General features: G+C 49.9%; 13 protein-coding genes. 2 read left to right on the top strand and 11 right to left on the bottom strand.

Translation table 11 applies throughout. The features are described 5' to 3' along the window. Nucleotides 1-10: 10 nt before the first annotated feature. The 7 genes from B4O97_RS04965 to B4O97_RS04995 form a co-directional block, all read right to left on the bottom strand. Complete coding sequence (locus tag B4O97_RS04965) at nt 11-544, bottom strand: TRAP transporter small permease (RefSeq protein WP_083048866.1); 534 nt, start codon at nt 542-544, stop codon at nt 11-13. Between the two features lie 72 nt (nt 545-616). After that, a complete protein-coding gene (locus B4O97_RS04970) occupies nt 617-1,615 on the bottom strand; it encodes a TRAP transporter substrate-binding protein (RefSeq protein ID WP_083048868.1) in 999 nt (332 codons plus the stop codon). A gap of 547 nt (nt 1,616-2,162) precedes the next feature. After that, nucleotides 2,163-2,765: a peptide-methionine (R)-S-oxide reductase MsrB gene (gene msrB / locus B4O97_RS04975; RefSeq protein ID WP_083048869.1), complete on the bottom strand. Its 603-nt coding sequence runs from the start codon at nt 2,763-2,765 to the stop codon at nt 2,163-2,165. A 12-nt stretch (nt 2,766-2,777) separates the two neighbouring features. Next, nucleotides 2,778-4,490, bottom strand: a complete 1,713-nt coding sequence (locus tag B4O97_RS04980; protein ID WP_083048871.1) for a cytochrome c biogenesis protein DipZ — start codon at nt 4,488-4,490, stop codon at nt 2,778-2,780. 2 nt (nt 4,491-4,492) lie between these two features. Beyond that, nucleotides 4,493-4,933, bottom strand: coding sequence for a thioredoxin family protein (locus B4O97_RS04985; RefSeq protein WP_083048872.1), 441 nt, complete (start codon nt 4,931-4,933; stop codon nt 4,493-4,495). A gap of 91 nt (nt 4,934-5,024) precedes the next feature. Then, a complete protein-coding gene (locus B4O97_RS04990; protein ID WP_083048874.1) occupies nt 5,025-6,479 on the bottom strand; it encodes a sensor histidine kinase in 1,455 nt (484 codons plus the stop codon). Further along, a complete protein-coding gene (locus tag B4O97_RS04995) occupies nt 6,479-7,219 on the bottom strand; it encodes a response regulator transcription factor (protein ID WP_083048875.1) in 741 nt (246 codons plus the stop codon). The genes B4O97_RS04990 and B4O97_RS04995 overlap by 1 nt, the downstream gene beginning before the upstream one ends. 173 nt (nt 7,220-7,392) lie before the next feature. On the opposite strand from B4O97_RS04995, the gene B4O97_RS05000 reads away from it, so the two are divergent. Further along, on the top strand, nt 7,393-9,099 hold the full coding sequence (locus tag B4O97_RS05000; protein WP_083048877.1) for a sensor histidine kinase: 1,707 nt from the start codon (nt 7,393-7,395) through the stop codon (nt 9,097-9,099). Next, nucleotides 9,096-9,863: a response regulator transcription factor gene (locus tag B4O97_RS05005; RefSeq protein ID WP_083048878.1), complete on the top strand. Its 768-nt coding sequence runs from the start codon at nt 9,096-9,098 to the stop codon at nt 9,861-9,863. Before B4O97_RS05000 ends, B4O97_RS05005 begins: the two co-directional genes overlap by 4 nt. Here the strand turns inward: B4O97_RS05005 and B4O97_RS05010 are convergent. From B4O97_RS05010 to B4O97_RS05025, 4 genes are all read right to left on the bottom strand, one after another. Further along, complete coding sequence (locus tag B4O97_RS05010) at nt 9,822-10,415, bottom strand: HAD family hydrolase (RefSeq protein ID WP_083048880.1); 594 nt, start codon at nt 10,413-10,415, stop codon at nt 9,822-9,824. The genes B4O97_RS05005 and B4O97_RS05010 overlap by 42 nt on opposite strands. Nucleotides 10,416-10,421: 6 nt before the next feature. Then, on the bottom strand, nt 10,422-11,264 hold the full coding sequence (locus tag B4O97_RS05015) for a carbohydrate ABC transporter permease (protein ID WP_083048881.1): 843 nt from the start codon (nt 11,262-11,264) through the stop codon (nt 10,422-10,424). Next, complete coding sequence (locus B4O97_RS05020; protein WP_083048883.1) at nt 11,264-12,172, bottom strand: carbohydrate ABC transporter permease; 909 nt, start codon at nt 12,170-12,172, stop codon at nt 11,264-11,266. The genes B4O97_RS05015 and B4O97_RS05020 overlap by 1 nt, the downstream gene beginning before the upstream one ends. 78 nt (nt 12,173-12,250) lie before the next feature. Beyond that, the gene (locus B4O97_RS05025) at nt 12,251-13,549 is read right to left on the bottom strand and encodes an extracellular solute-binding protein (RefSeq protein ID WP_083048884.1); all 1,299 of its coding nucleotides are present in this window, start codon (nt 13,547-13,549) and stop codon (nt 12,251-12,253) included. Nucleotides 13,550-13,714: the final 165 nt, after the last annotated feature.

The raw sequence follows: 13,714 nt of genomic DNA on the forward strand, positions 1-13,714 counted from the left end.
TCTTTCTCCGTTAGCTTTTAAGCATTTGTTTTGAAGTTTTCCGGCTGCTCATATCTTCATGAATGCGATTAAAGTCCAGGAAAATATTGCTTATTACATGAAGAGCCATAAGGGAAAAAGCTATTGGAATGATCAGATAGACATACTTGAGCGGAACCCTGAGCATGTTTGATCTTCTGAGATTCTTTAAGATGCCAAAGGACGGTGCAATATACCATAGAAAAACAAGCAGCATTATTACATTCATTATCAGATGAACTATATTCCTGACTCGTTTGGGCAAACGTTGTTCAATCGCTGTCACACGGACATGGTTATCTTCTCCCATTACATAAGCGGAAGCGAGGAAGCTCATCCAGATAAAAAGGTAATTACTGAGTTCATCAGACCATGCAAATGGTTTGAACAGAACATAGCGAAAAATAATATTCAGTACGATCACCGTCAGCATGACTGCAAGGCAGAACATGCCGGCAAAAAGTTCTATTTTCTGCAACAGGCGTGAAATCTTCAACGACAGCTGCAAAATGCTCTTTTGCGTCATTTTTTCTCCAGTTCTTTGATATATGGTTCCTCCCGCCCTTCATGGACGGGAAGAACATCAATAAATCAGGCCTTAGTCGGGAATGGACTGAATATTATTGTACAGGTCTACCCACTCGGGATTCCTTTCCAGAACAAGGGGAACCCTGTCCATAAAAGGTCTGGTATCGATATCATCGATGATGGTCATGCCATAGGATTCCACCTGATCCATCAGGGCATTCTCATTATTCTGTACAATCTCATCTATCCGGTTTGCTTCAAAGGTGAATACCTCTTCTATGATTTTCTGCTCTTCCGGAGATAGAGAGTTCCAGGTCGATTCAGCCATAATGGTTCCCGCTACTGCAAGCATATGCCTGGTCAGCATGAGATACTTCTGGACTTCATAGAATTTCATGGTAACAATTTGCGTGAGCGGATTTTCCTGGGCGTCGACCACTCCCGTCTGCAACCCCATATACACATCACCGATGGGCAGAGAGGTTCCGACAGCATTAAAAATAGTGGCGATCTCGTTATAGGGAGGAAAGTTTACAACCCGCAATTTAAGCCTGTTGAAGTCATCAAGCTTAACCAGAGGCTTGTTTCCGGTTACATTCCTGAATCCAAAGTTATAATGATCAAGCTGTTTAACCCCAACAGCCTCTCCAATCTCTTTCTTCAGGTTTTTATAAAGCTGACTTTCTTTGAAGTTATTCCAGTGAGCGTAACTCCTGAACACGTATGGTCCAAGAAGAACACCGGATTTCGGCAGATATTCCGAAGCACTGTCCAACGGTGCCATATCCAGCTGTCCCATGATAACAGCCTGAACAGCATCGTTATAATTTGCATATGTACCGTTCGGGTATATATTAAGCTCCAGTCGTCCTCCCGATTTCTCCTTCAGCAGATCATTAGCTTCCAGCAGTGCAACATGCACAGGATGATCTGTAGCGAAAACATGTGCATACGACAGAACACGTTTTTCGGTACCACCACTTTCACCTTCACCCCCGGCATAGAGTGTCCCTGCAATAAGAAAACATACCAATACTAAACCCAGAATCCTCGTGTTTGGATTTCTCATAAAACCTCCTGAATAGTCTATGGATATCAGCTGATGAGAAAATCATAAAACATACAACCTAATTTGTCAACAAATAAAAAATATCCTTATATTCTTGATATATAATAAGATATAAATCTTATGTATTTATTTAACATATATATACAATGTAAATAAGTATTTTTCTCTCTTAATTGTCGACATTTATCTGAATATTTTCCGATAAACAAATCTTTGAGGACTTTTTGCCCGATGAGACCAGCCTGTGCATCTCGAATAACATAGCCGTTCAATCGTGACAACAGGTTTATTCGGCTGAGATATAACCATCCTAAAATATGAAAACTGTCCTTATGAAATCAACGTGACGCTGCGCGTTCTACAAGCTACAGAGAACAGGCCTGCGATTCAGTAAGTGATTTGAAAAATCACATATCCTTTCCTGAGTACTCACCGGCCAACTACCCTACCGGAAAGAAAATTCTGTGAGATGAAGGTTCATGGAAATCATGGTTGATGTTCAACACGGTAATTCGCTTCCGGGCTGTTTTATCTTCGGACAAACCCTTTACCCGTTCCCATCCCCTGAAAAAAGATACAAAAGTTCTCCGTATCCTTCCTGCTCCAGCCTGTTTACAGGGATAAACTCAAGGGATGCTGAATTGATGCAGTAACGGAGCCCCGCGGGCTGCGGCCCGTCGGTAAAAACGTGCCCCAGATGTGAATCAGCATAAAAACTGCGGACCTCTACCCTTCTCATTCCGTAGGAGGTGTCGATATGTTCGACAATATTCCCCCCGGCGATGGGCTTCGTAAAACTGGGCCAACCGGTACCCGAATCATACTTGTCCGTCGAACTGAAAAGAGGCTCCCCGGATACTACATCCACGTAGATGCCTTCCTCGTGATTGTCCCAGTACTCGTTCCTGTACGGCGGCTCCGTACCGTTGCGCCGGGCAACATCAAACTGCATCCCGGTAAGCTCCTTCATTAATTCCTCATCCCCGGGCCTGACGTAGGCATCCCCGGCTGTTCCCGAAGGAGGCAGAACATCACCTGCAGCAGGGGCCATCATGGGCTGCTCCCCGGTCTCCTGTTTTCCCGCCGCCAGGGCAGGAAAAAACGCGGCAGCGGCAATAATGCCGGCAAGAATATATATTCGCATGTTCATGTCATACTCCTTTTACCCGAAGGTAAACGCATAAAATCTGAAATCACCATCAGCCTCAAGCCGCAGCAGCCGCTCTTCGGCTTCGTCAAACCCGGCCAGCCGGTAAAGACCGCTTTCAGCGGGTTCAATAACAGTCTTTTCATCGGCATCCACACTGACGCGCACACGTCCCCCCCGGGTAAGGGGTTCGATTACCACATAGATCTCCTTTGAGTAGAACCCGAGCTCAATCGCACCCTGCCCGCTGATCTGTATCGAGTCGGCCCGGATAAGCCATTCCCCCTCCAGGGCCCATTCGCCGTTTTCCGGAACCCGGTCAATTGAGTAGCCCATGGGCTCATTCCTTTTGAGCAGAGCTTCGGAGAGAAAGCCCTCTGCACGGCGGTACCCCAGATAGGTTTCTGCTGTTCTGCTGTGAAGGCCTTCCCAGGCCGATGCTTCTGCAGTTTTTTCAGGTGTTTTTCCGGCTTCTGCAAGGAGACTCCGGATAACCTTTTCAGAGTTTTCATACTCGCCTTCGCCAAAATGAAAATATCTGATGACTCCTTCCGCATCGATAAAGAAATGGGCCGGCCAATAGCGGTTATTATAGGCCCTCCACTGTCTGAAATCATTATCGAGAACAACCGGCCAGCGTATACTCAGGTCCTTCATTGCCCGGGCCACATTCTCAGGATCACGTTCGAAGGCAAACTCGGGGGAATGAACACCTATAATCTCAAATCCCTGATCCGCGTAGGCCTCATACCAGGCGCGCAGGTAGGGCATTGTCCGCACACAGTTTACGCAGCTGTAGGTCCAGAAATCCACGAGAACAACCTTTCCCCTGAGATCCTCCATCTTCAGGGGCCGGCTGTTGAACCATTCTCCCTGGGTAACGATTTCCGGCGCATTGCCAAAATTCTCGAGAATACCCTTCTCCGGCCGATTTTCCAGGCTCAAAGGTTTCGATGCACCCTCCGTTTCCGTATTCCCGTTTCTATTGCCGGAACGGCTGTCCAGCTCCCGCCGAATGAAAGCGGCGTCCTCGAAAAAGGTAAGACCGCTGCCGTAATCCGGAAAAACATCCAGGACCATGGTCTGAAACCGCCGGTCCGCACCCATGGCGATGGATATCCCGGCGACGATCATTACGATGCCGAAAATCCTCTGAATCCTGCCGGTGTTCGCCACCAGCTTCGGAACGCGGTTCAGAAGCCTGCGTCCTCCGAGCATGACGCCGAACATCGGGACCGCAGTTCCGGCGGAATAGGCAAGCACGATTACGACTGAACCGCCGTCCACCTGCTGACTCACCGCAAGACTGATTACCGAAGCCATTATCGGTCCGACGCAGGGCGTCCACAGCAGCCCGAGACTTCCCCCCACCATCAGCCCCCCGCCGAATCCGCTGTGCTGCCTGCCCTGCTTCCTGCTGCCTGCTCTCGATACCAGACGTTCAAAACGCTGCTGCAGCTGCGGAACGACAAGGACGGCGCCGAAGCTCAGTATCACGATTACCGCGACGATTCTCAGGGCATCCGGCGGAACCTTCAGTGCCTGAACCAGGCTTGACAGCAGAAGCGTAAACAGGCTGAAGCTGATTACGAACCCGGCGACAACGCCCAGGGGCCTGCTTTTTCCGCCGATACTGCCTGACAGGACAATCGGGAGAACCGGAAGTATGCACGGCGATAATATCGTGACAATGCCCGACAGAAAGGCGAAAAAAGCGAGTACCATCATCTTTACATTACCTTAACCTTGTTCAGAAACTCGCCTGTCCCGCCGCCGTTCCACTTGGTAACAGCCTTTCCCTCAGAATCAATCTGTACAAAGGTATGCTGATAGGTGACCCCGTACTTCTCCTGGAGATCATCCGAGCTGTCATAGTCCACATAAACCAGGTAGTAATCCCTGATCTCGACCTCATTCGCCTCGAAGTCCCTCACCGCCCCCTTGCAGCTGGGACACCAGCTCGCGTTGAAAAAAAGCACCGTCGGCTTTTCGGCGGCAAGCTCCCGGGCATGATCCAGGGATCTGAAATCAACAATCGCATTGACCTCCGGCATTTCCATGGCTTCCATCATACCTCCTTCCATCACATCGACGGATTCGGACTGTCCTCCGCTGAATGCCGGAAAGGATACGATCAAGAGTACAAACGCAATTACTGTAAACACTCTCATCTGTTTACCTCCTGCTTTCGAAGGTACGACCTGAATGTCACAGAAGTGTCACGGAAAAAGAAACTGTTTATAAAATGAAGTGCCCTGAGGCTTAAAGAGGAAGGGATATGATAAAAACGGCCCCGCCGCTTCCGGGACTTTCCGCAGTAATGCTGCCGCCGTGCAGCTCTGCAACCTCCCGGGCTATGGCCAGTCCGAGGCCGGTTCCTTCAGAATCGCGACTCCGGCTTTTATCAGACCTGTAGAAGCGTTCGAATATCCGCGGAAGGTCCTCTTTGCTTATGCCGGGTCCGGTATCGGCGACGGATATCACCAGTCCGTTGGCTGAAGTTTCAAGATTGATGCTTACGGAACCTCCCCCGGGGGTATAGTTTACAGCATTCTCGATTATGTTCGTGAGCATTCTTTCAATAAGACCGATGTCTGCGGTCAGAGAGGGAATATCCGCTGCGGGATTATAACTTACATCGAGCTGCTTCGCATTAAAGCGCGGCTGCAGTTTCAGAACCACATCCTGAATGAGTTCCGCCACGGAGAAAGTTATTTTCTGAAGGCTCACCTGCCGGGCTTCGAGCTTGGCAAGCTCAAACAAGCCCTCCACAAGCTTCTGGAAACCCGCAACGTTCCTCAGCCCGACCTCGATAAGATCCCGCCGCTCATCCCCGGACAGGGACGACTCTTTCAAAAGCAGGGTTTCCAGAGAACCCCGTATCGAGGTCAGAGGGCTGCGCAAATCATGGGAAATATTGGCTATCAGCTCACCGCGAAGCCTTTCCGCCTCCCGGAGCTGCCGTATACCTTCTACGATTGATTCCGCCATATCGTTGAACGCATAACCCAGGGCGGAAATCTCGTCGTCACCCCGCATGCTGACGCGATGCTGCAGCCTGCCATGCCGGAACGCAGTAACCGCTTCGCTGAGCCGCCTGAGCCGGCGCGTCAGGATAAAGAACAGGCTGAGCCCGACAACAGCGGTCGCTGCAAGCGCAACGATGAAGGTTATAAGACCCGAGCGCATATAATAACTGTTCCGCAGCATCTCCAGGGAGCTGTCGTAACTGCTTCCCCGCAGTATAACGTAGACCCAGCCTTCTTTGCCGTTGATGATAAGGGGTGCGGCGGAAAAGGGTTTTTTTACCTTATCGTTGCGCGGGTCATCTCCCAGGATACGCTTAAAGCCTTCGCTTTCGACAAAGCTCCGAACAGGTTCAAGATCTACATTCAGATATGTAATCTCCTCTTCAATTTCGGAAAAATAGCAGAGTATATTACCCTCATGATTGAGCAGATAGATCTCGACGGAGGGATTCATTACCATCATGTAGTGAATCGCCTCTTTGATATCTTCTTCGGTAAAATCCTCTGCAGTAAAGGGTTCCAGCTCAAGGGCTATATTCGCCGCATATCCGCGGTTCAGCTTCTGTTCCACCTCACCGAAGAGGAGTCGGGACGCCTCAAAGGCTATATACAGGCTGGTCGCCCCCAGGAGAAGAATCATCGCAAGAAAGAGAAGCGAGATTCTGGCATAGAAGGATTTCAGGAGCATTATTCCACCTCTGATGCTTCAGCAAAGCGGTATCCCACGCCCCAGACAGTCAACAGGTACTCAGGATGAGAAGGATCGCTTTCGATCTTGTTTCTGAGTCTGTTTATATGGGTGTTGACCGTATGCTCATATCCCTCGAAATTATATTCCCAGACCAGATTGAGCAGATCGGTTCTGCTGTAGGCTCTGCCCGGATTTCTCGCAAAGAGACTGAGGAGTTCGAATTCCTTGACAGTGAGCTCCAGAGGATTCTGTCGCATTCTGCACCTGCGTTTGACAAAATCAATTTCCAGCTCTCCGATTTTCAGGATCCCGGGACTGCCTGCCGAAACTGACTCTTCCGCCGAAAGTCCACCCCGTTTCACCCTCCGGAGGAGCGCCTTTACCCTCGCTGTCAGCTCGGGAATACTGAAGGGCTTTGTCACATAGTCATCAGCTCCGAGCTCAAGACCGAGAACCCGGTCGATCTCCTCCGCCCGGGCCGTCAGCATCATTATCGGAGTATGTGCGTCTGTTTCTCTGATCCTGCGGCAGACGGATATACCGTCAAGTCCCGGGAGCATTATATCGAGAATAACCAGATCCCATCCGCCGGCACGGACCTCTTCAAGGCCCGTATTGCCGTCGTGGATCTGAGTCGCCTCCAATCCGGCATCCTTCAGGTTCAGGGCAACGATACCCGCTATTTCTCTGTCATCCTCGATTATCAGAATCCTTCCGGAGGATCCTCCGCTGTTCATGCGCTTTCTCCGGTCTAAAATATACGCCCACAAGGGGATAAGGGGAAATTTTCTTAAGGGGAGTCCGGTTTCTGCGGACTTGATGCAGCTCATCCGTCAAGAGAAAGAAATGCAAATTTTCTCTTTCAATCGGCCCGGGAAAGGCGTACAGTAAGATACTCCCTGGAGCCGGAATGAAGCGAAGAGCCTATTTTACGCGTTTATTGTTATCGTTTTTTATTATCAGCATTATTCCTCTGGTTGCCGCGGGTATTGCGTTTTATGCGGCGAGCCTGAGGATCGTCAACAATGCCAACAGCCAGAGAGGTGTTGACGCCATCTCCATAGCAGCGGAGACAATCGAACAACGTCTCGACCTTTACCGCCACATCGCGTATACCCTCTCCAAACGTCCCCAGGTGAGCTCGGCTTTTACAGCTGACAAGGAAAAAAAGGATTCAACATGGCTGAAGGGCCTGTATCGCGTACTCTATGGAGAGATTGCCGGTCATCTGTATGATGTTTCGGTACATCTTATTGCCGCGGACGGCAGCTCGGCATATTCCACTCATCAGCTGCCGGCGCACTATGATCTCTCCAATTACGTCAATCAGGACGGCATCTTCTCCGAAGAACGACCCGACCCTGACCGGACGTATCTTTATTTTTACCCCTTTATATCCGAAAAGGGGGATCGGGTCGCCTGCTCTTTCTTCAGGGAACTGGAAAACGGCTACCTGATTCTGGATATTCTTGCAGCACCACTTTTCAGCGAAGCGGAACAGAGAGTATTTGACAGCATGATTCTGGCAGAGACCGAACAACTGCAGGCTGTAGATTTTTATCGCGCCGAGAGGGACGGAACCTTCGACCATTTTGAGGAGCTGCGCTATCTTCTGGAAGAGGGGGCGGACCGATACAACGAAGGCAGGGCGATCATCCGGGATAATGTGCTGCTGATCGTAAAAAAGATTCCGGGGAGTTCGCTTATCCTGCTGGGCAGTATGTCCTCCGACCGCTTTCGTTTTGCCTTGTCCGCTCTCTGGAAGTTCGGCTCGTGGATACTGATCGGCATCTCAGTCCTGGTGGTACTGCTTGCCTATTATATCAGCAGGGATATAGGCGGCCCGGTCCATGATCTTGCCTCCGCCATGGAACATCTATCAGACGGCATACCTCCCAGGGTGTCAGAAACCGGACGGAATGATGAACTCGGGTATCTCGTCATCAGCTATAACCGGATGGTAGGGAGGCTTGAGGAGCTTCTGGAACGAACCCGCGAGGAGGCACTGGCATTACGCATTGCCGAACGTAAAGCTCTGCAGGCCCAGGTCCACCCCCATTTTCTTTTCAACACTCTGGGTACGATTAAATCAATAGCGAAACTGCGGCAGGTTCCTGAAATTGTAGATATTACCACCGCTCTTGGGAAAATGCTCCGGGCAGCAGCAGGCGACGGTATTGATCTTGTACCCTTTTCCACCACCGTTGAACTTTTACAAAGCTATATTGCCATTCAGTACTATCGTTTTGGAGACAGACTTCAGGTCAGCTTTAATGTTGATGATTCAGTTCTATCCTTTCTCGTGCCGCGTTTAATCCTGCAGCCCCTGGTTGAAAATGCAGTTATTCACAGCCTGGAGGCTTCTCCCGGCCCGGTTCATATTACCATTACCGCACAACGCCGGGGAATCGGAATGGATGTACGCATTACGGACGATGGACCGGGAATTGCTCCCGAACGCCTGGATGAAATCATGAAAAACGGTATCAGGGTGGGAATATCCAACGTCAAGCGCCGCATGGAGCTGTTATATCAGGGGGAAGGACATTTCTCCATTACAAGTACAGTGGGCACAGGAACAGAGGTTTACCTTTTCTTCCCCGGGGAACAGGCATGAATACGGTACTTCTTATCGAAGACGAAATTTATCTGTTAAAAGAACTGGCCGACACCTTTCCCTGGGACCGGCACGGATTCCAGCTTGTCGGTGCAGTCGCCTCGATTGAGGAGGCCCTTGAAGTATACGAAAAAAGACGTCCCGATCTTATCGTGACGGATATCAGGCTTCCAGGCGGAAGCGGTCTCGATATCGTCAGGACGTGCAGTCCCCGTGCCGCCATTATTATTACCGGGCATGACCAGTTTGATTATGCCCGTTCGGCCCTCCGGCTGGGAGTCGATGATTTCCTGTTGAAGCCGATCGACGACAGCGAGCTGGAGGAAGCCCTGCGTCGGGTAAAGTTGAGGCTGGCGGGTAAAAAATCGGACAGCTCTGCCCGGTTGCAGCCGGATACGGAAGAAAGCCGGGACAGCCGTGAGCGCCATGTTATCGCCGCTGAAGATTTCATCAGAAGGAGATACCGGGAGGATATTTCACTGGCCGAAGCGGCACAGGAGCTGGAACTGAGCGAAAGTTATCTTTCACGAACAATAAAGGAATTTCGCAATCAGACTTTTGTGGAAATGATGACCTCTTACCGCCTGAAACTCTCCCTCGCACTTCTCCGGGACCAACGTTTACGGGTGGGAGAAATCGCCCGCAGCTGCGGATTTCAGGACCAGAGCTATTTTGCCCGGACCTTCAGACGCTACTACGGGGTTTCTCCCAGTCGCTACCGCTCAAGCCTGAAGATGAATCCCCTGCTCGACAAAGAACCCTGAGAGATTCTCGTGGTCCGTATAGCAGTGAGCGGCAATGCCCACCTCCCGTGCAGCATGTACATTTTCTGCACGATCATCGATAAAGAGCTCTTTTCCTGAGTAGGTGTTCAGCTCCTTTTCCCGGCTGATGATATACCGGAAAAACTCCGGATCAGGTTTCGCCAGATGAATACAATGGCTCGCATAAACGGCATGGAAATGATCATAATCTCCCCGTTCCATATGGATTTTATAATGCGAATCGATGGTGTTGGTTCCGCATACCACACGGTGCCCGGCCTGCCGCAACTGACGGAGAAACGAGATCATCTGGGGGTCTTCTTCAGGATGAAACAGACTGGCAAGATAATCCTCATGTCCGTTCACCCCGAGCTCCCGACTGAAACGCTCCCAGAACTCTTCTGTGGTGATATGTCCGGTGGTGAGACCGAGAAAATCATCCTGCAGAACGTCCTTAAGATACTCCAGCGAGATCCCTGTTTTCCCGGCGAAGGCCGGAAGAATATCCACCGAACGATATACGACGTTCCCCATATCAAAGATAATCAGCATCGACACTTACCCCTTTCTGCTCGAATAGACTGCAGCACCGCTTACAAAGTACTTGCTCAATGCGAAAAAGAGAACGAACATCGGGATGCTTGCAAGCAGGTTTACCGCCATCATCGCACCCTCATCGGTGTGCATTTCGGCGGTAAACTTTACGATATACAAGGGAATCGTTTTCATTTGCTCTGTCTGAGCGACCAGCAAAGGCCAGAGAAGATTATCCCACTGTGATCGGAAGGCGAGTATGGCCAGGGTTGCAATTGCAGGTCCTGTATTGGGAAGAATGATGGAACGGTATATGGCAAACTCGCTCATGCCGTCGACGCGGGCAGCATCGATAAACTCGTCAGGAAAGGTAATCAGGTACTGCCGCATCATGAAAACGCCGAAGGCATTGACCAAAAAGGGTAAAATAAGTCCCTGATAACTGTTCTGCAGGCCCAGTTTTGTTACCACCATATACAGGGGAATCATTATAGCTTCAAAGGGAATCATCATGGTCGCCATAATCATCAGAAACAGAAGGTCCCGTCCGCGATAGGAGAATTTTGAGAGACTGTATCCTGTCAGGCTGCTGATAAGAACCGTTGTGAAACTGACGACGGAAGCAACAATCAGGCTGTTGAGCAGATTGCGAATAAAGATATATGTGCCGTCATTGCCTGCTACTGCCTTGACAAAATTCTCGGAATGAATCCCCCTGGGAATCCATCGGTAGGGCATCTTGACGATATCGGATGCCGGCATGAAACTTGCACTTATCATGAAGATCATCGGTGCCATAATAAAGACCAGAGCACCGAGAAGAAAAATCCAGATTATGATCCTTTGAATCGGGATGCTCTGCTTCATCAGTAGGTCACCTCATCGCTTTTTGTCGTTTTGAACTGAAGCCAGGTAAAAAAGAGCATGATAACGAAGAGGATAATACTCATGGCACTGGCGCGTCCTATACGATGATCACGGATTCCCGTGTTATAGATATTCATCGTAATAACATTGATCGGGCCCTGGGGAGCCCCTGACTGTGTAAAGAGATACTGGGTGCTGAAGGTTTTCAGACACTGCAGCATGGACATGATCGAGACAAGGACGACCGTCGGCCTGAGTAGCGGCAGAGTTATTTTCCAGAAGGATTGCCAGTTTCCGGATCCGTCTATGCGGGCGGCCTCGTACAGAGTCACCGGGATGGATGCGATCCCTGCAATAAAAATAATGATGAAGTAGCCGACATATTTCCAGAAATACACCAGCATCGTGGCAAACTGAACCATGCATGAATTTGAAAACCAGTTATGATCTACTCCGGGAGTCATGAGAATGGCGTTGACCCACTGGTTTGCCAGCCCCCGGGGATCAAAAATAAGGAGCCATATCGCCGCCGCAACCACCGAGGAGAGAACTGCCGGGCTATAGTACGCCAGCTGCAGGAATTTCCGGCCCCGTTTTACCTGGGATATAAATACCGCAAGAAGCAGGCTTACTATCAGGAGAGGAACAAAGGTTCCGAGAGTAAACACAGCTGTTGCACGAATGGAATTCCAGAAATCAGCCGACGTTAAAAGATACGTATAGTTCTCCAGGCCGATAAACATCGGAGGCTTGAGGCTTAGAACCTTCTTTCTGAAAAGGCTTGTAAAAAGCGCATTAAAAATAGGGTAAAAATTAAAAAGAGAAAAAAACAGCAGGGCCGGTAGAACAAACAGCATTCCCCAGCGGTCCTGATGGTGTTTCAGGCTCGATTTCTTTTGTCGGCTCATGACACATTAACTCCGCGTGCAGTAAGACAGATACACGGAGTCCCCATTAAGCCGGGGACTCCATAGTTCGCAAACAGACTACTCTTCGTCGAGCAGTTCCTGGGCTTCCGCTTTAAGGGTCGCATAGGCTTTTTCGCTGGAAACACCACTGAGCATTACAGACTCGACGGCCTGCTTGATGAGTTCCTGCATTTTTGCGCTGTTTTCTCCGTAGTAGACGATATGACCATTTTCCATATCATCCCGGAAAACATCGGAATAGGGCATGTTCTTGAAGGTATCTGACTCCATCAGCTTTTTTGTAGGCTGAATGATGTTCACGGTGGTAAGGTACTCCTCACCATGGCTGAGCATGTAGCCGATGAACTTCCAGGCAGCCTGCTGGCGCCGTTCTGATGTCTGGCCATTTACCATGTAATAGTGCCCGTAGTAGCAGGCAGCTGCCTTCTGCTTAGCGTCTTCAAACTGCGGGAAGGGTACAACCATCCACTCACCGCTGTTGTAGAAATCTTCGTTGTCGGCCTTGATCCGTCCCTGCTGGTACAATCCCGTCAGCGCCATGGCGATATCATTATTATCGTAGTTGAAGAGCTTCCGCGCATTCTTGTAGGTAGGACTGCCGAGGTTGCGTCCGTTGGGGCCCCAGGCCTTCATATAGTCGAGAAAGGATATCCAGGCTTCTTCTCCGACAATGGCGGTTTTGCCGTCTTTACTGATAAGCTCTCCGCCGAGCTGCTCGACCATGGGTACCATGGATACCAGATAATAGGGATAGCGAAAGTCAAAACCCCGGCGGGTGATAATGTCCCCGTCACGAATAATAATCTTTTCGGAAATATCCGCCATTTCTTCCCAGGTTCTGGGATAGTCGGTTTCCGGATCGAGTCCTGCATCCCGGAAAACACGCTTGTTTATATAGATGCTCCAGTTTGTCAGCTCCAGGGGAAGACCGTAGAGTTTTCCGTCCATTACAACCGGATCGAGTACCTTGGGGATATAGGCATTCTTGAGTTCATCGATACTTTTGTAGCCCACAGCCCTGGCATCAACCGCTGCCACACGACCATTGGCAATATATGCGTATTCGTCTTCGATGGACATGTTAAAGATATCCGGTCCCTGATTCGCGGCAAAAGCCGTAAGAACCAGCTCCTGAATCTTTGTCGAAGAATGGGTTACCCGCTTGACGGTGATACCGGGATTTTCAGCTTCGAACTCCTGGATGTAACGCTCTTCGATGGCAGTCCGATTGGGATCTTCGTGAGTCCAGAATTCCAGTTCAATCGGCCCTTCTTCCTTCTGCTCCTGGCCACCGGCGGCAAAAAGGCTGGTTGCCACAAGAGAAAGTGAAAGCAGTAAAAACAGTGCTTTCTTCATCAGATATTCCTCCTATTTATTAAGGCGTATGATAATAAGATTGTATCCGGCCTGTTTACACGCGGGCAAGCGGAGGATTTTGCCTTATTTGTAAGGATTTTGATCTTTCAGTGTCTCTGATGAATGAAGGTACACGAGCTTCGACCCCGGGATGGATCTAAATAT

The organism is Marispirochaeta aestuarii, from assembly GCF_002087085.1.
In the GTDB taxonomy this organism is placed as follows: domain Bacteria; phylum Spirochaetota; class Spirochaetia; order JC444; family Marispirochaetaceae; genus Marispirochaeta; species Marispirochaeta aestuarii.